This is a genomic window from Pseudoalteromonas sp. RWi3, from assembly GCF_054960735.1.
The window spans coordinates 1-25,990 of the sequence record NZ_JBHNYL010000003.1 but is presented as its reverse complement, the minus strand read 5'-3'; the positions used below and the strand labels follow the sequence as shown (position 1 = coordinate 25,990).

Below are 25,990 nucleotides of genomic sequence, written 5' to 3'. Positions count from 1 at the left end.
CTTAAAAAGTGAGTGGCAAGGAGGCTGCTAATCCAATAAATATCACTAGCCCTACATAGTGGTTATTCAAAAATGCTTTAAAGCACTGCTCTCTTTTACGCCTATGTATTAACCACTGCTGGTAAATTAAAAAGCCAGACGCTACACATAAACTAAGCCAATAATAAAAACTTAGTTGGTAGATAACTCCTACAATCGCAAGCAACCCTACAAAACAACAATTAAGTAAAAAGATCACCGCTCTATCTGCAAAGCCAAACAAAATCGCCGTTGATTTAACCCCTATTTTTAAATCATCATCTCTATCAACCATCGCATACATTGTATCGTAAGCAACTGTCCAAATAATATTAGCCAAAAACAGTAGCCATGCTGCAACTGGAACATATCCGCTACATGCCATATATGCCATGGGTATCGCCCAACTAAACGCAGCCCCCAAAACCACTTGCGGTAGATGGGTAAAACGCTTCATAAATGGATAACTAAACGCTAATACGAGCGCTCCTACCGAGAGCAAAATTGTTTGCCAGCTTAGTAACAATACAAGCCCAAAAGCAATGCTAATCAGCAACGCGAATAAGCTTAATGCTTCCCCACTACTCACCAGCCCAGCAGCGAGTGGTCGCTGAGCCGTGCGCTTCACTGAACCATCTATTTTGCGATCAGCAAAATCATTGATCACACACCCGGCACTACGCATCACAAACACGCCTAAAGTAAAAACAACAAAATTTACTAAGCTAGGAACGCCTTGACTTGCAAGCCAAAGAGCCCAATAAGTAGGCCAAAGAAGCAGTAACGTTCCTATTGGTTTATCTGTTCGCATTAGTTGCTTGTAATAGGGTATGTGTGCAACTTTTAATGAAGCAAGTTTCATTGGTATATAAAGGCCTTAGGTAAAAATATTTCACAAACCAAAAAGCGGTTTTGCGCTAGAGAGAAAACACTCCGGCGCCCCCACAACGATCGCTTTCCCTCGAAAGGTTGATCTATCAATTGCTGCACTGGGTGATGCTCATCAAAACAAGCGACTTCAATTTCAGTGCGTTTTAAATCAGGGTGTTGGAAAATGACATCACCTAACGGTTTATCGCCCAGCTCAAGTAATTGCTGCTGTTGCATACTTTTGGTTACAGGCAACCAGCTTTGCGCATAAACCATTGGCTGATTATTACACCAAAGTAATACTTCGCGGTTTACGCCCTCTTTATACTGACCATCGAGTAACGATTGTTGCTCAACATTTAGTTTAAATACTTTTTCACTGAGCACTTGCACATGAAAGTTACAGCCATGATGTTTTAATTTAGCCGTTAGTGAATTCGGCTCAAGTAGCCAATCTTTCTCATGATGAGTAAGCGGCTTAACAGTGGCACCATGCTGCCAATTAGCGTTCAATGAAAGGGGGAATGTAATCACGATATCTCTACTTAATAACAACCGAGTAAATGATACCACTGGCGGCTGTTATGAAAAAGTGATGATTAATGAATATAATAGCCTCTTCAGCCTGTATATTAATTGGTATTACGTATAAACTGTTAACCATGGCAGGAATATGGATTACTTTACTTAATATGAAAAAAACGCTCTACGCAAGCATTTTACTCTTAACAATGTTATTTGGTTTATTAACCAGCTTTACTAGCCGTGCAGAGTCAAACGTCGGTTACTTTGGTTTTGAGCCTGATATTATTGCTAATTACATTGCTCAGAATAATAAAAAGCTAGGTTACGTTCGTTTGACTGTAGATTTAATGCTTAGTGATATGGCTAATATTGCTGTTGTTGAACACCACACACCATTGCTTCGTGATGCGATTATTGAAATTTTATCGAAAGAACCTGAAGAAAATATTAAATCACTGACAGGCCGTGAAGAAATTCGTAAGCGTTGCGCGCAAAGACTAAAAACCCTGCTCAAACAAGAAACAGGGCAAGAGATTATTCGTGAAGTGCTATTTACTAAATACCTTTACCACTAGGCTTTTTAGTTTTTAAAAAACCGTGCGGTAAATGCATAAGCCATACCGCTGAGTAAACCACCCAAATGTGCCCAGTTAGCCATACCTACAGGCAACATCTCAGCAAAACCCAAAATAAGCCAAATAAGCATAAAGCCAATAATTGCATTACTTACGAGTGCCGGCTGTTGCGGGTTAAGGGCACTGTATATCCAGCTATACCCTAATAAACCATAAACCACACCACTCAAACCACCAAAGTTAGGGCCTACCATTAGAAACTCAGCCCAATTACTAAACAAAGCGGTTACTAAAAACAAACCTATTAACGTGCTTTTACCAGCAAGCTTTTCAATACCATCGCCCAGTGAGATCCACCAGATAATGTTAAAAATTAAATGAATCGCACTAAAGTGTACAATAGCAGGTGTCAACCAAGTAAGGGGTTGATTAGGGTTAAATTGTAATACACCATAAATTGACTCAAAACCACCGAGTAAAAATGCAATATATATACCTACACATAATAAAGTGACTGTTTGGTTGAGCCAGCTAAGAGCTTTAAAGCGTTCTTTTAAATTAAGTGACTGCCCTTGGTAACTAAGAGGAGATTGCGTGTTACCAACCTGCCACGATGCCTCTTGATAACGGGAATGATTAGGGTTTTCGACAAATTCTTGCCATAAAGGTTTAGCTTGATGAAAGTGCTCAGGGGCAATACAAATAATCACATTTTGGCCGTCACTTGAGCGTAATTCGCCGCTAAGCCCTTGGCTTTTTATGTAGTCGATAAAACCTTGCGCCGCACGTGGATTATTAATACTGCCAAGCTCTATCATTTTTCAACTAGCTCCGGTAATTGTACTTCCCACTGTGTAAAACCGCCATCCATACTATATACGTCTTCAAACCCTTGCTCTGATAAGTAGTTAGCAGCACCTTGCGAACTCATACCGTGGTAACAAACAATAATGATTGGCTGATCAAATTCTTTGTTCATCATAAATTCGCCAATATTAGTATTCGACAAATGCTCAGATCCAGGAATGTGGCCTGCTTGATATGAATTAGGATCACGAATATCTGCAATCACCACGTCTTCTTTATTAAGTAGCTCTTGAGTTTGGGCGATTGAAATATGTTTAAATGCCATTGCTGCCTCTTAAAAAATTAAATAAATCAATAAAAAAGGCGGCTTTAATCGCCACCTTTATTTAAAATAACTAAAATGAGATTAAGTTAATCCCAATTGAGGATAACTTTACCTGATTGGCCTGAAATCATCATATCAAAGCCAGCTTGGAAGTCATCAACTGAATACTGATGAGTAATGATTGGCTTTAGGTCTAAGCCTGATTGAATAAGGCTGGCCATCTTATACCAGGTCTCAAACATTTCGCGACCGTAAATACCTTTGATCACTAAGCCTTTAAAAATAACTTGGTTCCAATCAACCGCCATATCTGACGGTGGAATACCGAGCATGGCAATTTTACCACCATGGTTCATGTTATTTAGCATGGCGTTAAATGCCGATGGCACGCCTGACATTTCAAGACCAATATCAAACCCTTCAGTCATACCAAGGTCATTCATTACATCTTCAAGTTTTTCGTTGGCGACATTTACGGCGCGAGTAGCCCCCATTTTACGGGCTAAGTCTAAGCGGTACTCATTCACATCAGTGATAACTACGTGGCGAGCACCTACGTGCTTAGCAACAGCAGCCGCCATGATACCAATTGGACCTGCACCTGTTATAAGTACGTCTTCACCTACTAAATCAAACGACAAGGCAGTATGAACGGCATTACCAAACGGGTCGAAAATAGATGCTAGCTCGTCGCTGATGTTATCTGGAATTTTAAACGCATTGAATGCAGGGATCACTAAGTACTCAGCAAATGAGCCTTCTCTGTTCACACCAACACCCGTTGTGTTACGGCATAAATGTACGCGTCCTGCACGACAGTTACGACAATGACCACAAGTAATATGGCCTTCACCTGAAACACGGTCTCCTACATTGAAGCCGCGAACTTCTTGCCCCATGTCGACTACTTCACCAACATATTCATGGCCTACAACCATCGGCGTAGGAATGGTATTTTGTGCCCACTCATCCCATTTATAAATATGTACGTCTGTACCACAAATAGCCGTTTTACGAATTTTAATTAATAAATCGTTATGGCCTACTTCTGGCTTTGGCGCATCTGTCATCCAAATGCCCGGTTCTGCTTTTAATTTTGATAATGCTTTCATGATCACACACTCAACAAAAACCGCGGATATACCGCGGTTTAATAATTAATTAGATAACACCCATTTCTTTACCGATGCGGGTAAAGGCTGAAATTGCCGTATCTAGCTGTTCAATGCTGTGTGCAGCTGAGATTTGCGTACGAATACGAGCCTGACCTTTTGGCACAACAGGGAATGAAAAACCCGTTACGTAAATCCCTTCAGCAAGGAGTTTGTCAGCCATAGCTGATGCCACTTTTGCATCCCCAAGCATAACAGGGATAATCGCGTGGTCTTTACCTGCGCAGGTAAAGCCTACCGCTTCCATTTGCTCACGGAAGTACTTAGCATTTGACCACAATTTAGCACGCAGCTCACTGCCATCGGCTAGCATTTCAAGCACTTTAATTGAGGCTGTTACAATTGATGGCGCAAGTGAGTTTGAGAACAAATAAGGGCGCGAGCGTTGACGTAACCATTCAACAATTTCTTTTTTACCCGAAGTATAACCACCTGATGCACCACCAAGGGCTTTACCTAAAGTACCTGTAATAATATCAACACGATCTAACACGTTGCAGTACTCTGGTGTGCCTTTGCCGTTTTCGCCAACAAAACCCACAGCGTGCGAGTCATCAACCATCACTAATGCATCATATTTATCCGCTAAATCACATACAGCTTCTAAATTACAAATAACGCCATCCATTGAGAACACGCCATCTGTCGCGATAAGCTTAGTTTTAGCACCCGCTTCATCTGCTGCGATTAATTGTTTTTCAAGGTCGGCCATATCGTTATTAGCATAACGGAAACGTTTTGCTTTACATAAACGCACACCATCAATGATAGAGGCATGATTTAAAGAGTCTGAGATGATGGCATCATCTGGGCCTAAAATAGTTTCAAATAAGCCAGCATTCGCATCAAAACATGATGAATATAAAATTGTATCTTCAGTTTCTAAAAACTCACTAATTTTTTGTTCCAGCGTTTTGTGAATATCTTGAGTACCACAGATAAAACGCACTGACGCAACACCAAAACCATGCTCATCAAGACCGCGTTGCGCGGCTGCAATTAGCTCAGGGCTGTTTGCTAAGCCTAAGTAGTTATTGGCACAAAAGTTAATGACTTTGTCACCAGAGGCGACTTGAATTTGTGCTTGTTGCTGCGAGGTGATCACTCGCTCACTTTTATACAGACCTTCGGCTTTTACTTCATCAATTTGTTGCTGAAGTTGGCTAAAAAATGCAGATGCTCTCATCTGAAATCTCCAAATAATTGAACGGGTAATCAAGCGTAAATTTAATCGCCGATCACGAATTGTGGCTATTGTAAAAGTTTAGCCAACTAAATGCACTGTTTGTAGTTCATCGCATAAATTGAGACTGACAACTTAAGCTGCCAGTTTATAGTTAGCTACAACAGTAATGCAGGTAAATCAGCTATAGAATCACAGATGTGATCTGCCGCTGCTATAGCGTTGCTATCAAATACTTGGCCTGAGCGTACAAGTATTTTGGTTGCAATATTCGCATTACTTGCCGCTTGCATATCACTGAGTTTATCGCCCACCATAATACTTTGCGTAGCATCAATGTGATGCTCATTAATACCTTGAAGTAACATTCCGGGTGCAGGCTTGCGACACAGGCACTCTTTTAAATATTCAGGAAGTGCTTTTTTTGGGTGATGAGGACAAAAATAAACTCCGCTAACGGTGACATTATGCTCTGCAAATTGTGCTACAACCCAGTTACTTAGCGCATGAAAATCAGCCTCAGTGTAATAACCTCGCCCTATCCCTGATTGATTGGTCACGATTATTAATTTGTAGCCTGCATCAACAAACGCCTTACAGGCAGAAAATACGCCGTCGACAAATTCAAACTTCTCAGCTTCATACACATATCCATGATCAACATTAACAACACCGTCACGGTCTAAAAAAAGCGCTTTATTTAACATTAACAAACCTTAGCTACGAGTAACTGCTCTTTTTTAACGACTAGATCAAACATCAATGCTACATCTTCAACGACTATTTGCGCCATTAAATCACTCCCCTTTACCCGAGTACCCCAAGCGACTTGCTCAGCGGTTTTGCCTGTTTGCTGCAATAAATTTTGGTGATAAACCTCAACTACATAATTTTGGTACAAATACGGCCCCGTTCGTTTTGGATTAGAGTGGGCATATAAACCAATAACAGGCGTACCAACTGTAACCGCCATATGAGCGGGCCCGGTGTCAGGCGCGAGCACTAACGCAGCACGCTTAAGCACACACAATAATTGTTTGAGTTTTGTTTTACCGACCAAATTTAATATAGGTACTTTAGCGTAGCCGATAATTTGCTCGCTCAGTTCGATTTCAAGCTCAGTTGGACCACCGGTGATCACGACTTGAAAGCCTTGGCTATGAGCATGTTCTGCAAGAGCTGCATATCGCTCAGGTAACCAATTACGTTCTTTCTTACTTGCCGCTGGTGATATCACAAAAATAGGGCCTGCAAGACGCTCTGCCCCAAGTAAATCATCAGCTACGGTTTGATCTTGTTCTGACACTGGCATAGCCCAGCTAGGTTGGTAGTCAGATACGCCTATTGCTTGTGCAAACCCTTTAAATCCTTCTAGCACATGTGCTTGTGGCTCAGCCTCTATACGTTTGTTTATAAATAAGCTGTGAAACTCTTTTGCACGCGCCCAATCAAACCCGACTTTAACCTTTGCTGGAATACAACGTGCGACGAGGTTGGCGCGCAATGCAACTTGCATATGTAAAAGCACGTCAAACTTGCGACCTTTAAATTGCTGCTTTAATTGCTCAAATGCTTGCTTGCCCTGTTTTTTATCAAACACAACAAGCTCCACGCCAGGTAAGTCTGCCAATAGCATGGCTTCAACTTTACCCATCACCCAGGTAATTTTTGCATTAGGATGAGCTTTTTGAATTGCTTGTACCGCAGAAACCGCATGACATACATCACCAATTGCTGAAAGTCGTAAAATACAGATATCTGAATAGTTTGCAGTCTGGCTCACAGGCATTGTTCACTTTATTATTAACTAGAGCTTGATCTTAAATTAACCACCCACTATTGCAAGTACTTATGCTTAGCATTAAAACGCGTTAAGATACCTCATTACCTGTAATAAAGTATCTTAACCATGTTTAATCAACAAACAATCAATCAACACATTATTTTGAGCCACCCAGCGTACAGCGCTCAAATTAGCCTAAATTGGTTTGATGCAGAATATTGGCAACAGCAAGAAAAGATAGTCGGCAGTAAAAAAGGCCGAGCTACCGCATGGTTTTTTTGTCATAACGAATTAACAGCCGTGCTCAGGCACTATTGGCGCGGCGGTTTAGTAGGTAAAGTTTTAAGCGATCAATACTTGTACCTTGGCCTTGAAAAGACTCGCGTTTATCAAGAGTTTGCTTTGATGATGAAGCTTTGTGAAATGGGCCTAAACGTACCAAAACCCATTACTGCAAAAATTACTCAGCACGGTTTAATCTACCGCGGCGATATTATCACTCAAGCAATAGAGGGTGCACAAAGCTTACTTGATGTATTAAAAGTGCGCGCCTTAACAGCAGATGAGTTAACAAAAGTTGGCAACACCATAGCCCAGTTTCATAACTTAGGTGTTTATCATGCAGATTTAAACATTAATAACATATTATTCGACAACACAGGCGCTGTGTATATTATAGATTTTGATAGAGGTGAGATTAAAGAAATTAAAGGTCAATGGCAGCAGGCGAATATATCGCGCTTACTCCGCTCGTTTGACAAGGAGCGTAACCGTAATCAGGTAATGCATTGGCAACAAAGCGACTGGCAGCAATTAAGTACAGCGTACCAGTCATCCCTTAAGCCTAAGATTTAATTTTACTGATCACTTTAGAGGTTGAGCAACCATCTAAAAACTCCAGCACTTCAACCTTACCACCATGGCGTAATACGTGTTCAGCACCCGCGATTTGCTCAACAGTATAGTCGCCGCCTTTAACTAAAATATCAGGGCTAATTTGTTCGATTAACTTAGCTGGCGTGTCATTTTCATCAATGCTGCCAAACGGAATAACCCAATCAACAGATGCTAAAGCACTTAGCACCATTGCACGTTCATCAAGTGGGTTAATAGGTCTTTGTGGGCCTTTCAAACGCGCGATAGATTCGTCATTATTTAAACCAACGACTAAACGATCGCCCCGTGCTTTTGCTTGCGCCAAATAACGCACATGACCTGCATGTAAAATATCAAAACAACCATTGGTAAACACAATTGTTTCACCATTTTGTTTTGCAAACTCTATATGCTGTAATACATCATCAAATGGTGTTTGATAATGCTCGCCATTTTTTTGCAAGTACTGACCAAGCTTGCGACTCAATTCTTCAGGAGAAACGGTTGCCGCGCCAAGCTTACTAACAGCAATGCCCGCAGCAAGATTAGCAACTTCTACGGCATCTTTTGGCTGCATACCGGCTCCAAGCATGACCGCAAGCGTTGCTATAACGGTATCGCCAGCCCCAGTTACATCACTGACTTCAAGCTGCTGCGCCGAGTAATCATATTTCTCATTTGCACTGATCAATGACATACCTTGCTCTGAACGAGTAAGTAGCATAGCAGCTACACCGGCATCTTTTATTAGTTGGCGCGCGCTGTCGGTTAAACTTTGCTCTGAATCAGTTTGTCCACCAGCGAGCTTAAACTCGTTTAAATTTGGTGTGATATAATCAGCACCACGATACTGATTTAAATCTGATGATTTAGGGTCAATAAGAACCGTTTTACCAGCAGCTTTAGCCACTTGGATCATTTTTTGAATTAAGCTCAACGAACCTTTATCGTAATCTGAAAAAAGCACAAAATCATATTGTTCCAATACAAGCTCTAAGCGATTTAATAATAATTGGCTGTGTTGCTCGGTAAACTTTTCTTCTAAATCTAATCGAACAACTTGTTGGTGGCGGCTGATAACACGCATTTTAGATATAGTCGGTAAATCACACACACTCACTAGCTGCGAATCAATGCGCTCATCATTTAAAATATTTTCAAGGATTTGACCACTTTCATCCTCTCCAATTAAACCAAGCAAACCGACTTTACCATCTAGCCGAGCAATATTTTTAGCTACATTAGCCGCACCACCGGCTTTATCTTCAAACTTACTCACCTTAACAATCGGCACTGGCGCTTCTGGCGAAATACGCCCTGAATCACCATGCCAATAGCGATCCAACATGACATCACCAACAACCAGTATCTTAGCGCTAGATAAATTTTTAAGTAACCCTAAATCCATTACTCTTGCTCCGCCACAACCATATCAATCGCTTCACATAACCAGTGACCGATAAACATATGTGCTTCTTGGATACGTGCTGTTTCATTATCTTTGATAATAATGGGTAGTTTTGCAATGTCTTTGACTTTACCGCCATCACGGCCGGTAAAGGCAACTGTATAAGCACCTATTTCATTTGCTGCTGCCAATGCCAAATTAATATTAGCGCTGGTACCTGACGTTGTTAAACCAATGACTAAATCTTCAGGCTTGCAGAGTGCTTGTACTTGGCGTTCAAACACGGTATCAAAATGATAGTCGTTGCTGTGGGCTGTTAAGATAGACGTGTCTGTTGTTAATGCGATGGATGCCAATGGTCCGCGCTCTAACTTATAACGCACCACGAATTCAGCTGCTAAATGCTGCGCATCAGCGGCGCTGCCACCATTACCAAACCAGACTACTTTGCCGCCCGCCTGTAAAACACTATGGCACACCTCAAGCAATTGCATTACTTGTGGGTGATACGTTTCCATCGTCTCAAACAAAGCTTGATGACGGGTTAAACTTTCAAGGTAGCTCGCTGCTACTGAGTCAGTGTTAGACATACATATTTCTCTCAAATTTGTTACGGTATATAAATACTAAAGTCCACTTATTACCAAAAAAGTGCAACGGATAACCAAGCATAATCATCACCAAACACATCTTCACCATACGTCAGTGTGGTTTCTATATTGTACTGTTGCCATTGTCGATTATTGCTTAGTTGTAGCTCAATCGCTTGTTCATATTGGGCGCTGTATTGCCCATGCGTATTAAAATAATTGCTTTCATTATCTATCAGGGTTAGTTTTGAGAACCACGTAGAAGCGGTGCTACTTTGATATATCAATTCAAAAGTATGGGATTTAGTTGGAGGCGCATCAGAATAGACGATTTGCTCGCCTTTAAAATAATCTTGGAAATAGCGCTGGTCACTGGCAAAGTGGCCAGTAACAAAACCTCCTTTAGTATTTCCTTTTACAGCATATATAGAGTTGACATACCAGAGACTATGCATATTAGTATATTCATACCTGAACCCTAAATCATTTAATAGATGCGGAAAGAAAACCCCTACACTGGAGACTGTATTTCCAAACTTATAATTTTTGTGGTGTTTAGTATCCTCACCACCATATTCTAAATACCACTCCATTGGAATACCCAAGTTTAAGTTGATACTACTTGTAATGGTTGCATACTGATCTCCTAACTCGTTATCTTTACCACCTTCAACCATATCAGCATTATCATTTCCAGCAGGATCAAAAAACGCTTTAAATACATCCCCGGCACTTGCTTTTCGAGGGCCGCCACCAAACTGCATCATACGGTTTAAACCAATTTTCCAACCACTTATAGGCTCGATACTAATATGTGTTCCAGCAAGCTTTGGCGTACCGTCATGCAATTCATCTTGATATAAAATCCCTTTTTCCACATGTTCAAGCTCAGAGTAGTAAAGCTCAAAATCAAAGTTCCACCAATTATGCGCTGGCGCCACCATACCTAACGAAATTGATGGCGACGTACGGGCATTAGTTGAGATTATTTGCGCTGATTGCTTAAACGGTGAAAACCAATGTTCCTTATAACCAATATTTAGCTGTAAGTCGTCACCAGCAAAACTAATAAAGCTATTATAGTTGGTAAATTTATTTTGTTTGGCGCGGTAATCGGCGCCAACTTGCATCAACATATAATCATTTGGTCGCCAAATACCTTCAAAAAATACCTGCCCCCATTCATCAGAGCTAACTCCACGTTGATTGGCAAGTTTTACTGTTTTATCACCATCCACTTTGAGTTTCACACCGACACGAGTGATATTATCAGCGCCTTGGTAAGGCTTTATTTTACTGCGGATTGCACTGACTAAAGCGGGCTCTGTGCTTTGTAATTTACTAAGCGCAGCTTCAACCTCTGTAAGGCGATACGGCTTAGTCATCGGCGTGCCAGATGTTAATGCAAATAATGTATCTAGCTGGTGATCAAGCTGCGCATCCATGCCTATTGGTAAATATGCTGTGGGACTAGCAATAGCTGGAAATGTGCCCCCTAAAAAACAAGCTACTACCGCAGCTTTAATAAATTTGAATTCCATAACATCACACATTTTCTAATAAGTGGCCAAATATTACCAAATTAGGGCAAACTAAACACTGAAAACTCTCTTAAATAACGCTTTTTAACAATTTCATATTTAGCTTATTAGGTATCCACGTTATTATTACTCTTTATTATTTGAGGCTTAAAAATGGCACGTTTTTTTTATTCGCTTATTCTTTATCTATTAAGCCCACTGATTGTTTTTTACCTCTATGGAATAAGAGGTAAAAAAAATCCAGCGTATCGTAGCAACTTTGCAGAGCGCTTTGGGGATGTAACCGCAGCAAAAAACTCCCCTTTGATCTTTCACTGTGCCTCCGTGGGTGAAGTGCTCGCTGCAACCCCTTTAATAAAACAGCTGCAATTACAGCATCCTGAGTTAGCTATTATCATCACTTGCAATACCCCCACCGGTCGTGAGCAAATAAAAAGTAACTTTAAAGACTCAGTACAAACACTTTACTTGCCACTTGATTTCCCATCTGCAACAGCTCGTTTTTTAAAAAATATTCAACCACAAGCGCTGTGTATACTAGAAACCGAACTTTGGCCCAACTTGATGACGCAGTGCCACAATAAGCATATTCCAGTACTAGTATTAAACGCACGTTTATCGGCAAAATCACAGCAAGGCTATAACAAAGTAAAACCACTAACCCGCGTCATAATGAGCTCAATAACACGCCTTGCAAGTCATAACCAACAAGATGCGCAACGCTTTATTGAGCTCGGCTTAGCGCCTGATAAAGTAGTCGTAACCGGCTCAATTAAATTTGATATTCAACCAAACACAGAGCAACTTGAAAAAGTATCTAAATTAAAAGCTCAGTACAATCATCACCGTTTTATCTGGGTTGCGGGCTCGACTCACCCGATTGAACATGAACTTATCTTACATGTTCACTCTCATTTACTGACGCAATTTCCTGATGCATTACTTGTTATCGCCCCACGCCACCCAGAACAATTTAATAAAGTTGCCGACCTACTCACTGATTCAGCCCTTACATTTAGTCGCAGAAGCGAGAATAATTATGCGAATGAGCAAGTATTATTAGCCGATACCCTAGGTGAGTTACAATGTCTCTATGGTATGGCTAATGTGAGTTATATCGGGGGTAGTTTAATTGAGCGCGGCGGTCATAACCCGCTCGAAGCAGCCGCATTTTCTGTAGGGGTAGTATCTGGTCCGCACACCTATAATTTTAACCATGTGTACCCGGACCTAGAAGCGCTTGGCGGCTGCATACAAATTAAAACTAGCGACGAGCTTTACAAACAGCTTTGCTTCTATGCAAACGAACCTCAATTATGTAAAACACTCGGCATACAGGCCAATAAATGCCTAATGAATAATCAAGGCGCTATTGCAAATACACTCACCATAATTAATCAGTATATTAAATCATGAACAATCAAACCGTCACGTTAGCAGAACTACAAACTCGTCAATGGGTCTCAAATGTTATAGTCAAATACAACTTCTGCCCGTTCGCTCGTAAAGAAGTCGAGAATAACTGTATTCATTATTATACTAGCCAAAGTATTAGCATTGATGATGCAGTGATGGAAATGCTTGAACAGTGTAATCAACTTAATTCCTTAGCTGAGCGTGAAACAACGCTTATCATGTTTGAGCAAGGTTTTATTGATTTTGAAGAGTTTTTAGATTTAGTAGATTTAGCGAATGCCTTACTCGTTGCACAGGGATTTGAAGGGAAGTACCAAATAGCGAACTTTCATCCTGATTATGTATTTGCTGATAGTGATGAAAACGATGCCGCTAATTATACCAACAGAGCGCCTTTCCCTACTTTGCATTTAATACGTGAAGCAAGCATGAGCGCGGCGTTAGATGAATACAATGAGCCAGAGTCAATTCCTGAGCACAATATCAATTTAGCACGCCGAAAAGGCATTCACTTTTGGCAGCAGCTACTTGAAAATTGCAAAAAACCGAGCGTATAAACTCGGTTTTTGGTTTTTAATAATGCGCAGAGTTATTTTTTAACCCACTCACCATTTACTTCAATAAAGTGCCCTTCTCGGGTTTTTTCAATGGTTTTTGCTGCTGCCAATGCTTCTACTTGAGCAAGTGACAAATTGTTCTTTTTCGCAAGTTTTAAATATTGTGCTTTACGCTTTGCGTTAATTTCATCGACAACCGCTTTCGCCTCTGCACTTTGCACTACTAGACCTAAATAACCTGAGCTATCTTCACCAACAAACCCTTGATTTTTAGCGTCATCTAAACTGATTGCCCAAGCAGAGAATGACAATAAAGCGGCACTTAACAGTGTGATCACGTTTAACTTTTTATTTTTTAATAAACTCATAATTGCTCCTTAGAATAACTCACTGTCATCGCCAAATAGATCATCTAGCTCTTTATCAACTTTCACTCGAATTTCATGATCAACCTTCACGTTTAAATTAATAGTGATAGGCTCTTTCGCCGCCACTTCAACACGGTGCGTACATGCACTAAGTAAACCCAGCGCTGTAAATATTACCAGCCATTTAGTCATTTTTAGTTCCTTTTGTTGAATACTCTTGTTCAACTTTTTGAGTAATTTCATCACTTAAGCGCAATGCTCTTAAGAGTGTAAATACATTTTCTTCATGGTTGTAATTGAAGTTAACTTGCTGTGCCTGTTCTTCATTGTACCCTTTTAAGTTTACACCTAAATAGAGCCAACCATCAGGCTTTAATTCGACACTACTGTTTAAACTCTGAATGTCTAGGTTCTCTAACAAACTTAAAATCGGGCTCAACTCTTGTTGCTGAGTTTTAACCGCATCAAAGGCAGCATTATCAGAAATTATTAGCTTACCTGCTCCTTTATTTGATAACTCACCGGACTTTACTGAAATACCTTGTTGATCAAAGTAAACGGGTAAACGCCCATTCACTTGACCTGTTAATGTAATGCCTGATTTATCATCTAAGGTAATTAATTTACTGGCATCAATACTTTCAAATGTGACCAAGGACTGCTGAGCTTCTTGAGTCACTATGTAGCTATCCAAAGCGAAGCGGCCACCCAGCACATCACCGGTTAACTGATAAACGCGTGCAACAGAGTTATCAACACTTAAATTTCCTGCGATGTTATTCACAATAGCACCCGCACGTAACTCATTTAGTTCAAATGTAGTGGGAGCTACATTAAGCTGCCCTGAATCATAAGCTCCCGTTAGGCGACTGCTAAAATTCTTAGCTAAATAATCGTTGTATAAACCACTTAGCTGGTCTATTTGTAATGTAAAATCAGCCTGCTGTAAATTAACATCTCCGCTAACAACACCATTAAAGCTACCGTAGGTCAGCGTTGCTAGTGGCTCAAACTGCTGTAAAATAGGATTAAGTTTAGTCGCGGCTTGCTCTGCAATTATTATCTCAAATGGATGCTCCACAGCAGATACATGATGACTGGCGACTAATTCAACACCATCAATAAAAACGTGATGCGAGGCTTGCAATGCCCGACTTTGCAGGCCTTTTGAGCTTATACGAATATTACTCAGGTTTAAAAAATCACTATTAAATTGAGCAAGTTTAGTTTCACTGTTTAAATCAACAAACAATTCTCCAACAGCCAAACTTGATGATGCTGATAAATGGTTATTAACATCAAGCAATTGATATTGCTCATAAGCCACTGAGCTTAATTGGCTATTTAAACTAGCTTTTATATTTTGTTTATCATCAAGTTCAGTCGTGAACTGGGCTTTATAATCCTTTGCTGTTAATTTATCAAACTTAAGCTCAGCAAAAGCAAGCTCACTGGTTATATTTACATTCTGTTGAAGTTGTAAAACATTCGCTATTTTAAATTGACCCGTGCTTGCTATCTTTTTAGCTGATGCGGGCAAAAAATTAGGGAGTTCATCGATGCTTAATTGGTAATCGCCATTCATAGCCAAGTTTTTTAAAGCTGCATTTATTTCTATCTGCTCAATATTTTCACTGATAAATAACACCTTGATATCGCCTTTGGCTTGTTCTAATGGCTGGTGAACATTGATTGCAAAGTTTGTCAGGCTGAGCTTCGTATCACTATTTTTAGCATTTAATAACATTGACGGCATAACAAGTTGTTCATTTTCAAATTTCATTGTATCACTTAGCATGATTTGCCACTTTAAAGGCAACTGCTTTGCTATAAATTCACGCTGTGATTGATTGTTTATTAGCGCCAAACAGCCACTATCAAACGTTACCAAGCTGGTTAATTGCTGTGCGTTTAACAAGGCTTTTTTATCGTTAAAGTGATAGTAAATATTCATATCACCGAAAGCATTTACCGTTACTGGGCATTTACTAAACTCTTGAGTAAACTCAGCATCTATATTTGATTTTATATCAACGGATACCCCGTCAAAAATGAACTCATGCTCACTGCTTAGTGTAAGCGCGGGTATCGGCTTTATCTTTGTTAGTAATCCATCAGCTAGATTAAAACGACCAGCAACTTTATTATTGTTGACTGCGATTTCAGCAATTACATCACCTGAAATCACAAATGTATTTAGCTTTTTTTCAGCAACGCTAACCGCCAGTTCATCATGAAGTTGTGGGTGGATAATTAGCAGCCTTTTGATCTCAATTTTAGGTCGCTCTTTGGGTAAGTTAAGTGCCAGCTTTTTGAAGGAATCATTACTTGATGAATCACTCTCGCTATTATTTAAGCGAAGATTAGCGCGATCAACGGTTATTTTATTTGTATCAGCGACTATACCACCAAGCTCAATTTGATGGCCTTGATAAGTCAGACATACACGCGATACGTTTAAGCTAACATTTGCATTGAGTGACCAATCTAAACAATGTAATTCAACACCAGATTGGCTCAAAGACGGAGCTATTGCCCATTGAGTTATAGGCATACGAAATACATAACCAAGTGTTAAAACACTCAGTAATAAAAACACGATTCCCCATGCGATGCGTTTGATCATACTATCCTTAACTTGAACCTTGAACCTTGAACCTTGAACCTTGAACCTTGAACCTTGAACAGTGTAAACAAAAAAGGCTGCACAATGCAGCCTTTTACTTTACAACTAGATTCTGAATCTAGTGTGTATAAATGCAGCTTAACCTACATTTTTACGCGCATTTCTAAACATACGCATCCACGGGCTATCCTCTTTCCACTCATCTGGGTGCCAAGAGTTAGCCACTGCACGGAATACACGCTCAGGGTGTGGCATCATAACTGTTGCACGACCATCCGATGATGTAATACCGGTAATACCTTCAGGCGAACCATTTGGGTTATTAGGGTATTGCGTTGTTGGATTACCGTGGTTATCTACAAACTTAACCGCCACAGTGCCTGAATCAAGCGCTGCTTTAACAGCTGCGTCATTGGCAAACTCTGCATGGCCTTCACCGTGAGAAACCGCGATTGGCATACGAGAACCTGCCATGCCTTTGAAGAATACAGATGGACTCTCTTGTACTTCTACTAAGCTAAAGCGTGCTTCAAAGCGCTCTGATTTATTGGTTACAAAACGTGGCCAATGCTCAGTGCCAGGGATCAACTCTTTTAATGTTGATAACATCTGACAACCATTACATACACCTAAACTAAATGAATCTTGACGTTCAAAGAAGCTTTGGAATTGGTCACGCGCCATATCATTAAACAAGATTGACTTAGCCCAACCTTCACCCGCGCCTAATACGTCACCGTAAGAGAAACCACCACATGCTACTAAACCTTTAAATTCTTCAAGGCTCAAGCGCCCTTCAAGAATATCGCTCATGTGTACATCAACCGCAGCAAAACCAGCACGGTTAAACGCCGCAGCCATTTCTAGGTGCGAATTAACACCTTGCTCACGCAAAATAGCCATTTTAGGCTTAGCGCCTGTAGCAATGTAAGGTGCTGCTACATCTTCGTTTAAGTCGAAGTTTAGTTTAACGTTCAGACCAGGGTCTTTCGCATCAAACTTAGCATCAAATTCTTGCTTAGCACAGTCTGGGTTATCACGACGCGCTTGCATTTGATACGTTGTTTCGGCCCAAATTGTACGAAGCTCAGTGCGTGTATTATTCAGTACAGCATTACCTGCACGGTTAAATACCACTGTATCATCGTTATTGAGTGTACCAATTTCATGGCTAATAGCAGCAATACCGTGCTCAGCAAATACCGCATTCACAGCCTCTAAATCGCTATTAGCAACTTGGATAACAGCACCGAGCTCTTCGTTATAAAGTGCTTCGATGTCTGAACCAGTTAAACCATCAAGGTCTACAGTTACACCCGTGTGACCTGCAAACGCCATTTCAGCTACGCTCGTAAATAAACCACCGTCTGAACGGTCATGATAAGCAAGTAGCTTATTATCAGCGACAAGCGCCTGCATTGCATTGTAAAAGCCTTTTAATAACTCAGGGCTGTCAACATCAGGGGTTACATCACCAAGTTGCTTGTAAACTTGCGCTAAGCTTGACGCGCCCATGCGGTTTTTACCCGCACCTAAGTCAACTAAGATAAGTGATGTTTCACCTTTGTCAGTACGTAATTGTGGAGTCACAGTTTTACGTACATCATCAACACGACCAAACGCAGTGATGATCAAAGATAACGGCGCAGTAACTGATTTCTGCTCGCCATTTTCATCCCACTGAGTTTTCATCGACATCGAATCTTTACCCACTGGGATGGTTAAGCCAAGCGCAGGGCAGAGCTCTTCGCCTACTGCTTTAACTGCTTCATAAAGGCCCGCATCTTCACCTGGGTGACCTGCTGCAGCCATCCAGTTTGCAGATAACTTAATATTTTCAAGACCACCAATATTGGCACACGCAATATTCGTTAATGACTCAGCCACAGCTAAGCGTGCTGATGCGCCATAGTTAAGTAGTGCTGCAGGTGTACGCTCACCAAGCGACATTGCTTCACCGTGGTAAGTATCATAAGTTGCCGCTGTAACGGCACAGTTAGCAACTGGCACCTGCCAAGGGCCAACCATTTGGTCGCGGGCAACAAGGCCTGTTACCGAGCGGTCACCAATGGTGATTAAGAAGGTTTTTTCTGCAATCGTAGGCAAACGTAATAAACGAGTTGCCGCTTCAGCTACGTCAATTTTGCTCGTATCAAGCGCTTCGCTCACAGCTTTTTGCGTATTCGCTTCACGGTGCATTTTAGGCGCTTTACCTAATAACACATCTAGCGGTAAATCAACTGGGCTATTATCAAAGTGACTATCAGCAACCGTTAAGTGACGTTCTTCTGTCGCTTCACCGATTACAGCGTACTGCGCACGTTCACGCTTACAAATCGCTTCAAAACGGTCAAAGTCTTCTACAGCTACAGCAAGCACATAGCGTTCTTGTGATTCATTACACCAAATTTCGTGTGGTGCCATGCCTGGCTCATCATTTGGAATATCGCGTAGTTGGAATTTACCACCACGGCCACCATCATTTACAAGCTCAGGGAATGCATTTGATAAACCGCCAGCACCTACATCGTGAATAAACGCAATTGGGTTAGCATCACCTAGCTGCCAGCATTTATCGATAACTTCTTGGCAACGACGTTCCATTTCTGGGTTTTCACGTTGTACTGAAGCAAAGTCTAAATCTTCGTTAGATTGACCCGATGCCATTGATGAAGCGGCGCCGCCACCTAAACCAATGTTCATTGCAGGGCCACCTAAAGCGATTAACTTAGCGCCAACTGGAATATCCCCTTTTTGCACGTGGTCGGTACGAATATTACCTAAACCACCGGCAAGCATAATTGGCTTGTGGTAACCACGTACTTCAAAACCATTATGACTGGTTACTTGCTCTTCATAAGTACGGAAATAACCAACTAAGTTAGGACGACCAAACTCGTTATTAAATGCAGCACCACCTAGTGGGCCTTCTGTCATAATATCAAGAGCATTAACAATACGAGCAGGCTTACCAAAATCAGTTTCCCAAGGTTGTTCATAACCAGGAATACGTAAGTTAGATACGGTAAAACCAACTAAACCTGCTTTAGGTTTAGAACCACGGCCTGTTGCACCTTCATCGCGAATTTCACCACCAGAGCCTGTTGCAGCACCAGAAAATGGCGCAATCGCTGTTGGGTGGTTATGGGTTTCAACTTTCATCAGAATTTCAATGTTTTCTTGATGATAGCTGTACTCGCCTTCAGCATTGGGGAAGAAGCGACCAGCTTTAGAACCCGTCATTACTGCTGCGTTATCTTTATAAGCTGATAAAACATTCTCAGGGTTTTTCTCGTAGGTGTTTTTGATCATCTTGAACAATGATTTAGGCTGTTCTATGCCATCGATTGTCCAATCAGCATTAAATATTTTATGACGACAATGCTCTGAGTTTGCTTGTGCAAACATAAATAATTCGATGTCGTTCGGGTTACGCCCTAACTTTTGGAAGTTTTCTACCAAGTAGTCAATTTCATCATCCGCTAATGCAAAACCTTGCTCCACGTTAGCATTTGCAAGTGCTTCACGACCACCGCCTAAAATGTCAACTGATGACATTTCACTTGGTGCATCAGTGCGGAATAACTGTCCAGCAGCTTCAAGCGAGCTATGCGTTGCTTCAGTCATACGGTCGTGCAGAAGTGCTGCAACCTGACTAACTTGCTCTGCGTTCAAATCACCTTCAACATAGTAAGCAATACCACGCTCTACACGGTGAACTTGAGTTAAACCACAGTTGTGAGCAATATCCGTTGCTTTTGAAGCCCATGGCGAGATAGTGCCAGGGCGCGGCGTTACTAACACCAAAGTACCTGCTGGTGTATGTTCTGCGATCGTTGGGCCGTAGGTAAGTAACTTCTCAAGCTTAGTTTTCTCATCACTTGAAAGCTCAGCTGTTAAATCAGCAAAGTGAGCATACTCGGCGTAAACGTTGGTGACTGGAAGTTGCGCCTGTTGGCAACGGGCTAAAATTTTCTGAACTCTAAAATCGGAAAGTGCTGGTGCACCACGAAGGATCAACATAGGTATTTTCATCCGGGGTTAGGGATTGAACGATATTTTAGGTGGCTATTATAGTGCAAATAGCGCTTAGATTTAACTCAAAATTGCGCTTTTCGTAAAATTATCTTTTCTAGTATCTATGAACATGAATAAACACAATAAAACCAATCGACAAGTGACGCGATGTTAAAGTTTTGCTATAAGTGTTGTAGGGCATCAAAGGGGCACACTATGATTAAACAAAAGTTAATAACAATCATTACGTTAATCATGTTTTTATGTGCCTGTGATATGCAGCAGCAACAGTCACAGTTAAGCCAAATAAAAACGCAAAACAAAATCCGAGTCGGTACTTTAGCTGGTGCGAGCAATTACTATCAGGCTGTTCAAGGCGAACAAGGTTTTGAATATGAATTAGCACAAGAGTTTGCCGAACATTTGGGTGTTGAACTAGAAATGGTGCCTTTTTTTAGCCTAACAGATATGTTTTCCCGCTTAGACCGCGGCGATTTAGATATTATTGCGTCTGGCTTAACATATGACAAAGTACGCGCTCAAAATTACCGTTTTGGTCCAACGTATCGAACCATTAGCCAAAAACTAGTATATAAACAAGGTAGAGTTCGTCCCCGCAATTTCGATGACCTAACAGGCAACTTAACTGTGCTGGCTAAAAGCAGCCACTCGCTTGCACTTCAACAAATCAAACAAACAAACCCCAACTTAAACTGGAATGAAACTGAAGACCTAGATGAAGAAGAGCTATTACAGGCTGTGATTGATGGTGAGATTGATTATACTCTTGCCGATTCGCATACTTTATCGCTGTTTCGTCGTTACCATCCAAATTTAAGTATTGGCTTTTCCGTTACTCGCAACGACCCTATCGCTTGGCTAATGCGAAAAGACAATGACGACTCTTTGTATGCGCTGATGGTGCCTTTTTTTGGCGAAGTAAAACAAAATAACCAACTTTATGTGCTCGAAGAAAAGTATTTTGGCCATGTTCGTCAATTCAATTATGTAAACACCCTCGCCTATATTGAAGCAATAAAAGAAACCTTACCTAAATACCGACCTTGGTTTGAACAATACGCTGGTAGTTTAGATTGGCGTTTACTTGCTGCTCTAAGTTACCAAGAGTCTATGTGGAACCCCAGAGCAAAATCACCAACCGGTGTGCGTGGCATCATGATGCTTACTCGGGCGACAGCAAAACAAGTTGGCGTAACAAACCGACTAGAACCAGAACAAAATATAAAAGGGGGAGCGGAATACCTAGCTAAATTAGTAAAGCGTATTCCTGAGCGTATTCCACAGCCCGACCGCACGTGGCTTGCATTAGCTTCATATAATATTGGCTGGGGACATGTTAATGACGCCCGTATTATTACCCAACAACAAGGGGCAAGCCCCGACAAATGGGCTGATGTAAAAAAACGTTTGCCGCTGTTAATTAAAAAGCGCTATTACAGAAAAACAAAGTACGGCTACTCAAGAGGTGACGTAGCAGTTAAATACGTAGATAACATTCGTCGTTACTATGATGCACTTGTTTGGTTAGATGAAAATAATGCGATGGAAAAATCTGTAGCAAAAAGTGAACCAAACACTCCCTCTAAACCTATAACAGAAGATAGTGCTCAATAAGATAATAATTTTACAAAGGTGGTGAGCACCTGAGTTTGATTAAAATATATGTTTACTTGTCACTAAATGATCACTAATGTGAGCTAAATTAATTACTTCTCACTCTCACACTTAGGAGAAACCATGCTAAAACGTCGGCGTACGCACGCATTTAAGCGCAACGTTATATTTTCAACAGCTACTCGTCGTAGGATAATGCTGCGCAATTTACACAAAAAAACAATATGGCGTCGCCGTATGTTTGCAATGCAATTAATGTCTGAATTGAATGATGCATCAGACCCTAAGAGTTAAGATTTAAATTTTTCTCGGCTTGCTTTTTAGCCTTAATTTCTTTTCTACGCCGCTTGAAAAAGTCAGAAATCGTCTGCCCACACTTTTGCGCTAGTATTCCTGCAGTGATATCAACTTGGTGGTTCAACCTTGGCTCCTGAAGTAGATTCATTATCGACCCTGCGGATCCCGTTTTTAAGTCAGTCGCTCCAAATACAACACGTTTGATGCGACTGTGTACCAACAAACCTGCACACATAGAGCAAGGTTCTAGCGTTACATAAAGGGTGCAATCAATTAAGCGGTAATTCTGAAGCTTTTGACCTGCTTCGCGAATCGCAATCACCTCTGCATGAGCCGATGGATCATTGTCAGTTATCGAACGATTATAACCTGCCGCAACTAGCTGATTATCTTTTACAATAATGGCTCCAACAGGGATTTCGTTCAACTTTTCAGCCTCTTTTGCGTATTCTAACGCAGCTTCCATCCAATATTGGTCACTGTGCAAGGTACTCATCTTTCTCAACCTTTCTTTAATTATTGTTTTATTATACCTACTTAGAACAAAAAAGTGCTAAACATGTGGATTAGTGACAAAAATAAAACAAATTAAAGGTGCTTTGCCATGGCTCAGTGACTGTGATTTGCGCTATAATCTCCCGCTTTTTTTATTTAGCTCACAACACACGGGTAGCAAATGAAATTTCCTGGACGCCGCAGGCATAAACATTATTTTCCGGTGGAAGCCAAAGATCCACTAACGAATCAACTAAATGCTAGTGATAGACTGCAGCGCAGCTATATTACTGGAATAGATCAAATTGTCGTTGATATCGAAGCAAAAGTTGATCAAGCTTTCCTTGACGAATTCCACCTGCGCCGAGGAATGTCGCAAGTTATTGATAGTGATATTACCAACGCTCTATACGATCGTCTTAAATTAAACGACATGGTCGATTATGAATTTGCCGGTGGCACGATAGGTAACACCATGCACAATTACTCAGTGCTAGCGGACGACCGCTCAGTACTATTAGGCGTTATGAGTGAAAACATAAAAATAGGCAGCTACGCCTATCGCTTTTTATGTAACACCTCTAGCCGTGTTGATCTTGATTACTTGCAACCAGTTGATGGCCCAATTGGGCGCTGTTTCACCTTAATTGATGATAGCGGCGAGCGAACATTTGCAATAAGTGCAGGCTTAATGAATCACTTACGCCCAGAGTCAATCGATAAAGAACTTATCGAAAACTCATCTGCTCTCGTTATCAGTGCATATTTAATGCGTACTCAAGGTAATGAAACGATGACTGAAGCGACCATGCAAGCAGTCAAATATGCTAATGATGCGTGCGTACCGGTTGTGCTTACACTTGGCACCAAGTTTTTAATCGAACAAGACCCAACCTGGTGGGCTAACTTTGTAAAAGAACACGTTGATATTTTAGCAATGAACGAAGAAGAAGGCCTTGCAATTACAGGCTTTGAAGATCCATTGCTAGCGGCTGATAAAGCCCTAGACTGGGTCGATTTGGTTATTTGCACAGCGGGCGAAAAAGGCCTATTTATGGCAGGACACGTTGATGAAAAATTCAAACGAGAAACAGAATACCCACTTTTGCCTGGTGCAATAGCTGACTTTAATCGTTTTGAGTTTTCACGCGCAATGCGTAAAGTCGATTGTGAAAGTCCTATTAAAGCTTATAGTCATACAGCGCCATTTATGGGTGGTCCAGACAGTATTAAGAACACCAATGGTGCGGGTGACTGCGCATTAGCAGCTGTATTACATGACTTATCAGCAAACGTGTATCATAAGCTCAATGTCGGTAACTCAGCTAAACACCAGCAACCGGCAATGACCTATTCATCACTGGCGCAAATTAGCAAGTATGCTAACCGCGCAAGTTATGAAGTATTGGTGCAGCACTCACCGCGTTTATCACGTGGATTGCCTGAGCGAGAAGACTGCCTAGAACAAGTTTACTGGGAACAGTAAACCACTTAGAAAGTTTTAAAAAATAGATATATCTAGCTTTTCTGATAGCAGCTCCAATGCTGCTATCCCCGCTACTGAGTTACCGAACGAATTTAAGCCCGGTGACCAAACAGCCACAGTAAACTTATTAGGCAAAACAGCCAGTATAGTTCCTGACACTCCCGATTTACCTGGCATACCAACGCGATAACCAAAATCACCTGCGGCGTCATATAAACCACTCGTAAATAATAATGAATTTAACTGTTTGCTTTGACGATTAGAAAGAACCACTTTACCTGTTGTATTATCAACCCCTTTATTAGCTAAGAAGTTATAAGCCTTAGCAAGCTCAACACAATTAAGCTCTATTGCGCAGAAGTTAAAATAAGCCCACAGAACATCATCCACCTCGTTGTCAAAATTATCAAAAGACTTCATCAGATGCGCCATAGCAGCATTACGGTGTCGAAACTCGTATTCTGAGTTTGCTACTTTTTTATCAATCATTATCGCTGGATTACCAGATAATAAACGAAAGGTTTCAAGCATAGAATGCATAGGAGCTGAAAGACGACTATAAAGTGCATCGCATGTAACAATTGCACCAGCATTTATAAATGGGTTTCGAGGAAGGCCCTTTTCGAATTCAAGTTGTGTTAAAGAATTAAATGCTGTGCCCGAAGGTTCTTTACCAACTCTTTGCCACAGTTCATCACCATAACGCTGCAAAGCAAGTGTAAGGGTCATTACTTTTGATACCGACTGTATCGTAAAGCGCTCTGAACAATCACCTGCGCAGAACGTCTCACCATCAGTAGTGTGAATAGCCATAGAGAACTGATTGGCTTCAATTTCAGCTAAAGCAGGAATATAGTCAGCGACCTTTCCTTGAGAAAGTAATGGCTGTACCTCAGCTGTAATTTCATTTAACACTTGTTGGTAATCAGAATAAACCAATATAGCTCTCACTCTCTGTCTTGTCTGTGTTAGTAAAATAAAATTCTAACATGATAGTTGATAACAGTTGAGGGCAATTTATGTGTTTGTAGAACTATCAAGATATACTCGTTCAAATGAATCAAATTTTCAAAGTAAAACACAGGGCTCTGAAGTAGTCGTCGCGTTTGTCTTCGCGCTCCTTTCTCTTTTTGTATCAATTACTTAACCAACGCTACGGTGTATTGATTGACAATGTTCTACTCGATAACTTTCTTGTATTTGGAGCCATGGTGCGCTACGCAGTAGGATGACCTACTTCATATGCAACGTATGATTGATATTCTTTAATAATGACTCACCGGGCTCTTGGGTGTTCGTGACGTTCTTTTACCCGTGGGTATCAAATACTCAACCCACGCTACGGTGGTCAGGTTAACCTACGTATTTTATTTTCTCTTAGACGTAAAAAAAACCGGCTCTTTCGAGTCGGGCTTTCTTG

At 41.0% G+C, this 25,990-nt stretch carries 24 protein-coding genes; 7 read left to right on the top strand and 17 right to left on the bottom strand.

Translation table 11 applies throughout. The features are described from left to right. Nucleotide 1 precedes the first annotated feature (1 nt). A complete protein-coding gene (ubiA, locus tag ACFI4Z_RS05920; RefSeq protein WP_462669775.1) occupies nucleotides 2-880 on the bottom strand; it encodes a 4-hydroxybenzoate octaprenyltransferase in 879 nt (292 codons plus the stop codon). Continuing rightward, nucleotides 877-1,422, bottom strand: a complete 546-nt coding sequence (locus tag ACFI4Z_RS05915) for a chorismate--pyruvate lyase family protein (RefSeq protein WP_462669774.1) — start codon at nucleotides 1,420-1,422, stop codon at nucleotides 877-879. The genes ubiA and ACFI4Z_RS05915 overlap by 4 nt, the downstream gene beginning before the upstream one ends. A gap of 158 nt (nucleotides 1,423-1,580) precedes the next feature. Between ACFI4Z_RS05915 and ACFI4Z_RS05910 the strand changes: the two genes are divergently transcribed. Beyond that, the gene (locus ACFI4Z_RS05910) at nucleotides 1,581-1,988 is read left to right on the top strand and encodes a flagellar basal body-associated protein FliL (protein WP_099295078.1); all 408 of its coding nucleotides are present in this window, start codon (nucleotides 1,581-1,583) and stop codon (nucleotides 1,986-1,988) included. Nucleotides 1,989-1,993: 5 nt separating this feature from the next. On the opposite strand, the gene glpG is transcribed toward ACFI4Z_RS05910, so the two are convergent. From glpG to ACFI4Z_RS05880, 6 genes are all read right to left on the bottom strand, one after another. Then, nucleotides 1,994-2,806, bottom strand: a complete 813-nt coding sequence (glpG, locus tag ACFI4Z_RS05905; RefSeq protein ID WP_462669773.1) for a rhomboid family intramembrane serine protease GlpG — start codon at nucleotides 2,804-2,806, stop codon at nucleotides 1,994-1,996. Next, on the bottom strand, nucleotides 2,803-3,120 hold the full coding sequence (gene glpE, locus ACFI4Z_RS05900) for a thiosulfate sulfurtransferase GlpE (RefSeq protein WP_099295066.1): 318 nt from the start codon (nucleotides 3,118-3,120) through the stop codon (nucleotides 2,803-2,805). Before glpE ends, glpG begins: the two co-directional genes overlap by 4 nt. 86 nt (nucleotides 3,121-3,206) lie before the next feature. Next, complete coding sequence (gene tdh / locus ACFI4Z_RS05895; RefSeq protein ID WP_394192504.1) at nucleotides 3,207-4,232, bottom strand: L-threonine 3-dehydrogenase; 1,026 nt, start codon at nucleotides 4,230-4,232, stop codon at nucleotides 3,207-3,209. Between the two features lie 49 nt (nucleotides 4,233-4,281). Next, entirely contained in the window at nucleotides 4,282-5,478 is a 1,197-nt protein-coding gene (locus tag ACFI4Z_RS05890; RefSeq protein ID WP_394192505.1) for a glycine C-acetyltransferase, read from the bottom strand. Nucleotides 5,479-5,633: 155 nt separating this feature from the next. Next, the gene (gene gmhB, locus ACFI4Z_RS05885; protein ID WP_462669772.1) at nucleotides 5,634-6,182 is read right to left on the bottom strand and encodes a D-glycero-beta-D-manno-heptose 1,7-bisphosphate 7-phosphatase; all 549 of its coding nucleotides are present in this window, start codon (nucleotides 6,180-6,182) and stop codon (nucleotides 5,634-5,636) included. Next, nucleotides 6,182-7,258 (bottom strand): glycosyltransferase family 9 protein, encoded by a 1,077-nt coding sequence (locus ACFI4Z_RS05880; RefSeq protein ID WP_462670008.1) that lies wholly within the window; start codon nucleotides 7,256-7,258, stop codon nucleotides 6,182-6,184. The genes gmhB and ACFI4Z_RS05880 overlap by 1 nt, the downstream gene beginning before the upstream one ends. Nucleotides 7,259-7,384: 126 nt before the next feature. On the opposite strand from ACFI4Z_RS05880, the gene ACFI4Z_RS05875 reads away from it, so the two are divergent. After that, a complete protein-coding gene (locus ACFI4Z_RS05875; protein WP_462669771.1) occupies nucleotides 7,385-8,113 on the top strand; it encodes a 3-deoxy-D-manno-octulosonic acid kinase in 729 nt (242 codons plus the stop codon). Here the strand turns inward: ACFI4Z_RS05875 and hldE are convergent. From hldE to ACFI4Z_RS05860, 3 genes are read right to left on the bottom strand one after another with little or no spacing between them, the layout of a single operon-like run. Next, nucleotides 8,103-9,542, bottom strand: a complete 1,440-nt coding sequence (hldE, locus tag ACFI4Z_RS05870; protein WP_462669770.1) for a bifunctional D-glycero-beta-D-manno-heptose-7-phosphate kinase/D-glycero-beta-D-manno-heptose 1-phosphate adenylyltransferase HldE — start codon at nucleotides 9,540-9,542, stop codon at nucleotides 8,103-8,105. The genes ACFI4Z_RS05875 and hldE overlap by 11 nt on opposite strands. Further along, nucleotides 9,542-10,132 carry an SIS domain-containing protein gene (locus tag ACFI4Z_RS05865; RefSeq protein WP_462669769.1) on the bottom strand — a complete coding sequence of 197 codons (591 nt, stop codon included), beginning with the start codon at nucleotides 10,130-10,132 and terminating at the stop codon, nucleotides 9,542-9,544. Before ACFI4Z_RS05865 ends, hldE begins: the two co-directional genes overlap by 1 nt. Nucleotides 10,133-10,182: 50 nt before the next feature. Next, nucleotides 10,183-11,673 (bottom strand): capsule assembly Wzi family protein, encoded by a 1,491-nt coding sequence (locus ACFI4Z_RS05860; protein WP_462669768.1) that lies wholly within the window; start codon nucleotides 11,671-11,673, stop codon nucleotides 10,183-10,185. A 153-nt stretch (nucleotides 11,674-11,826) separates the two neighbouring features. Here ACFI4Z_RS05860 and waaA point away from each other — a divergent pair, with 153 nt between their 5' ends. Then, the gene (gene waaA / locus ACFI4Z_RS05855; protein WP_462669767.1) at nucleotides 11,827-13,089 is read left to right on the top strand and encodes a lipid IV(A) 3-deoxy-D-manno-octulosonic acid transferase; all 1,263 of its coding nucleotides are present in this window, start codon (nucleotides 11,827-11,829) and stop codon (nucleotides 13,087-13,089) included. Continuing rightward, entirely contained in the window at nucleotides 13,086-13,646 is a 561-nt protein-coding gene (locus tag ACFI4Z_RS05850; RefSeq protein WP_462669766.1) for a DUF1415 domain-containing protein, read from the top strand. The genes waaA and ACFI4Z_RS05850 overlap by 4 nt, the downstream gene beginning before the upstream one ends. Before the next feature lie 32 nt (nucleotides 13,647-13,678). Here the strand turns inward: ACFI4Z_RS05850 and ACFI4Z_RS05845 are convergent, their stop codons facing one another. The 4 genes from ACFI4Z_RS05845 to purL all read right to left on the bottom strand — a co-directional run bounded on the left by ACFI4Z_RS05845 (nucleotide 13,679) and on the right by purL (nucleotide 20,663). Beyond that, the gene (locus tag ACFI4Z_RS05845; RefSeq protein ID WP_462669765.1) at nucleotides 13,679-14,014 is read right to left on the bottom strand and encodes a YdbL family probable chaperone protein; all 336 of its coding nucleotides are present in this window, start codon (nucleotides 14,012-14,014) and stop codon (nucleotides 13,679-13,681) included. A gap of 9 nt (nucleotides 14,015-14,023) precedes the next feature. After that, a complete protein-coding gene (locus ACFI4Z_RS05840) occupies nucleotides 14,024-14,206 on the bottom strand; it encodes a YnbE family lipoprotein (protein WP_099297731.1) in 183 nt (60 codons plus the stop codon). Next, nucleotides 14,199-16,640, bottom strand: coding sequence for an intermembrane phospholipid transport YdbH family protein (locus ACFI4Z_RS05835; RefSeq protein ID WP_462669764.1), 2,442 nt, complete (start codon nucleotides 16,638-16,640; stop codon nucleotides 14,199-14,201). The genes ACFI4Z_RS05840 and ACFI4Z_RS05835 overlap by 8 nt, the downstream gene beginning before the upstream one ends. Before the next feature lie 138 nt (nucleotides 16,641-16,778). Next, nucleotides 16,779-20,663 (bottom strand): phosphoribosylformylglycinamidine synthase, encoded by a 3,885-nt coding sequence (gene purL, locus ACFI4Z_RS05830; RefSeq protein WP_462669763.1) that lies wholly within the window; start codon nucleotides 20,661-20,663, stop codon nucleotides 16,779-16,781. A gap of 210 nt (nucleotides 20,664-20,873) precedes the next feature. On the opposite strand from purL, the gene mltF reads away from it, so the two are divergent. Both mltF and ACFI4Z_RS05820 read left to right on the top strand, forming a co-directional pair. Then, on the top strand, nucleotides 20,874-22,292 hold the full coding sequence (gene mltF / locus ACFI4Z_RS05825) for a membrane-bound lytic murein transglycosylase MltF (RefSeq protein WP_462669762.1): 1,419 nt from the start codon (nucleotides 20,874-20,876) through the stop codon (nucleotides 22,290-22,292). Nucleotides 22,293-22,415: 123 nt separating this feature from the next. After that, nucleotides 22,416-22,586 (top strand): hypothetical protein, encoded by a 171-nt coding sequence (locus ACFI4Z_RS05820; RefSeq protein ID WP_462669761.1) that lies wholly within the window; start codon nucleotides 22,416-22,418, stop codon nucleotides 22,584-22,586. Here the strand turns inward: ACFI4Z_RS05820 and tadA are convergent. Next, a complete protein-coding gene (gene tadA, locus ACFI4Z_RS05815) occupies nucleotides 22,576-23,085 on the bottom strand; it encodes a tRNA adenosine(34) deaminase TadA (protein ID WP_462669760.1) in 510 nt (169 codons plus the stop codon). The two genes, ACFI4Z_RS05820 and tadA, sit on opposite strands and share 11 nt — an antisense overlap. Nucleotides 23,086-23,265: 180 nt before the next feature. Here tadA and ACFI4Z_RS05810 point away from each other — a divergent pair, with 180 nt between their 5' ends. Continuing rightward, nucleotides 23,266-24,570, top strand: a complete 1,305-nt coding sequence (locus ACFI4Z_RS05810; RefSeq protein ID WP_462669759.1) for an inosine/guanosine kinase — start codon at nucleotides 23,266-23,268, stop codon at nucleotides 24,568-24,570. A gap of 15 nt (nucleotides 24,571-24,585) precedes the next feature. Here the strand turns inward: ACFI4Z_RS05810 and glsB are convergent, their stop codons facing one another. Further along, nucleotides 24,586-25,509 carry a glutaminase B gene (gene glsB, locus ACFI4Z_RS05805; protein ID WP_462670007.1) on the bottom strand — a complete coding sequence of 308 codons (924 nt, stop codon included), beginning with the start codon at nucleotides 25,507-25,509 and terminating at the stop codon, nucleotides 24,586-24,588. Nucleotides 25,510-25,990: the final 481 nt, after the last annotated feature.

Coding starts and splice junctions, on each gene's coding strand:
- purL (WP_462669763.1), bottom strand. CDS start 20,663: ATGTTGATCCTTCGTGGTGCACCAGCACTTTCCGATTTTAGAGTTCAG.
- tdh (WP_394192504.1), bottom strand. CDS start 4,232: ATGAAAGCATTATCAAAATTAAAAGCAGAACCGGGCATTTGGATGACA.
- waaA (WP_462669767.1), top strand. CDS start 11,827: ATGGCACGTTTTTTTTATTCGCTTATTCTTTATCTATTAAGCCCACTG.
- glpG (WP_462669773.1), bottom strand. CDS start 2,806: ATGATAGAGCTTGGCAGTATTAATAATCCACGTGCGGCGCAAGGTTTT.
- ubiA (WP_462669775.1), bottom strand. CDS start 880: ATGAAACTTGCTTCATTAAAAGTTGCACACATACCCTATTACAAGCAA.
- hldE (WP_462669770.1), bottom strand. CDS start 9,542: ATGGATTTAGGGTTACTTAAAAATTTATCTAGCGCTAAGATACTGGTT.
- ACFI4Z_RS05860 (WP_462669768.1), bottom strand. CDS start 11,673: ATGGAATTCAAATTTATTAAAGCTGCGGTAGTAGCTTGTTTTTTAGGG.
- ACFI4Z_RS05845 (WP_462669765.1), bottom strand. CDS start 14,014: ATGAGTTTATTAAAAAATAAAAAGTTAAACGTGATCACACTGTTAAGT.
- ACFI4Z_RS05875 (WP_462669771.1), top strand. CDS start 7,385: ATGTTTAATCAACAAACAATCAATCAACACATTATTTTGAGCCACCCA.
- ACFI4Z_RS05810 (WP_462669759.1), top strand. CDS start 23,266: ATGAAATTTCCTGGACGCCGCAGGCATAAACATTATTTTCCGGTGGAA.
- ACFI4Z_RS05850 (WP_462669766.1), top strand. CDS start 13,086: ATGAACAATCAAACCGTCACGTTAGCAGAACTACAAACTCGTCAATGG.
- glpE (WP_099295066.1), bottom strand. CDS start 3,120: ATGGCATTTAAACATATTTCAATCGCCCAAACTCAAGAGCTACTTAAT.
- ACFI4Z_RS05890 (WP_394192505.1), bottom strand. CDS start 5,478: ATGAGAGCATCTGCATTTTTTAGCCAACTTCAGCAACAAATTGATGAA.
- ACFI4Z_RS05835 (WP_462669764.1), bottom strand. CDS start 16,640: ATGATCAAACGCATCGCATGGGGAATCGTGTTTTTATTACTGAGTGTT.
- gmhB (WP_462669772.1), bottom strand. CDS start 6,182: ATGTTAAATAAAGCGCTTTTTTTAGACCGTGACGGTGTTGTTAATGTT.
- ACFI4Z_RS05910 (WP_099295078.1), top strand. CDS start 1,581: ATGAAAAAAACGCTCTACGCAAGCATTTTACTCTTAACAATGTTATTT.
- tadA (WP_462669760.1), bottom strand. CDS start 23,085: ATGAGTACCTTGCACAGTGACCAATATTGGATGGAAGCTGCGTTAGAA.
- mltF (WP_462669762.1), top strand. CDS start 20,874: ATGATTAAACAAAAGTTAATAACAATCATTACGTTAATCATGTTTTTA.
- ACFI4Z_RS05865 (WP_462669769.1), bottom strand. CDS start 10,132: ATGTCTAACACTGACTCAGTAGCAGCGAGCTACCTTGAAAGTTTAACC.
- ACFI4Z_RS05820 (WP_462669761.1), top strand. CDS start 22,416: ATGCTAAAACGTCGGCGTACGCACGCATTTAAGCGCAACGTTATATTT.
- ACFI4Z_RS05840 (WP_099297731.1), bottom strand. CDS start 14,206: ATGACTAAATGGCTGGTAATATTTACAGCGCTGGGTTTACTTAGTGCA.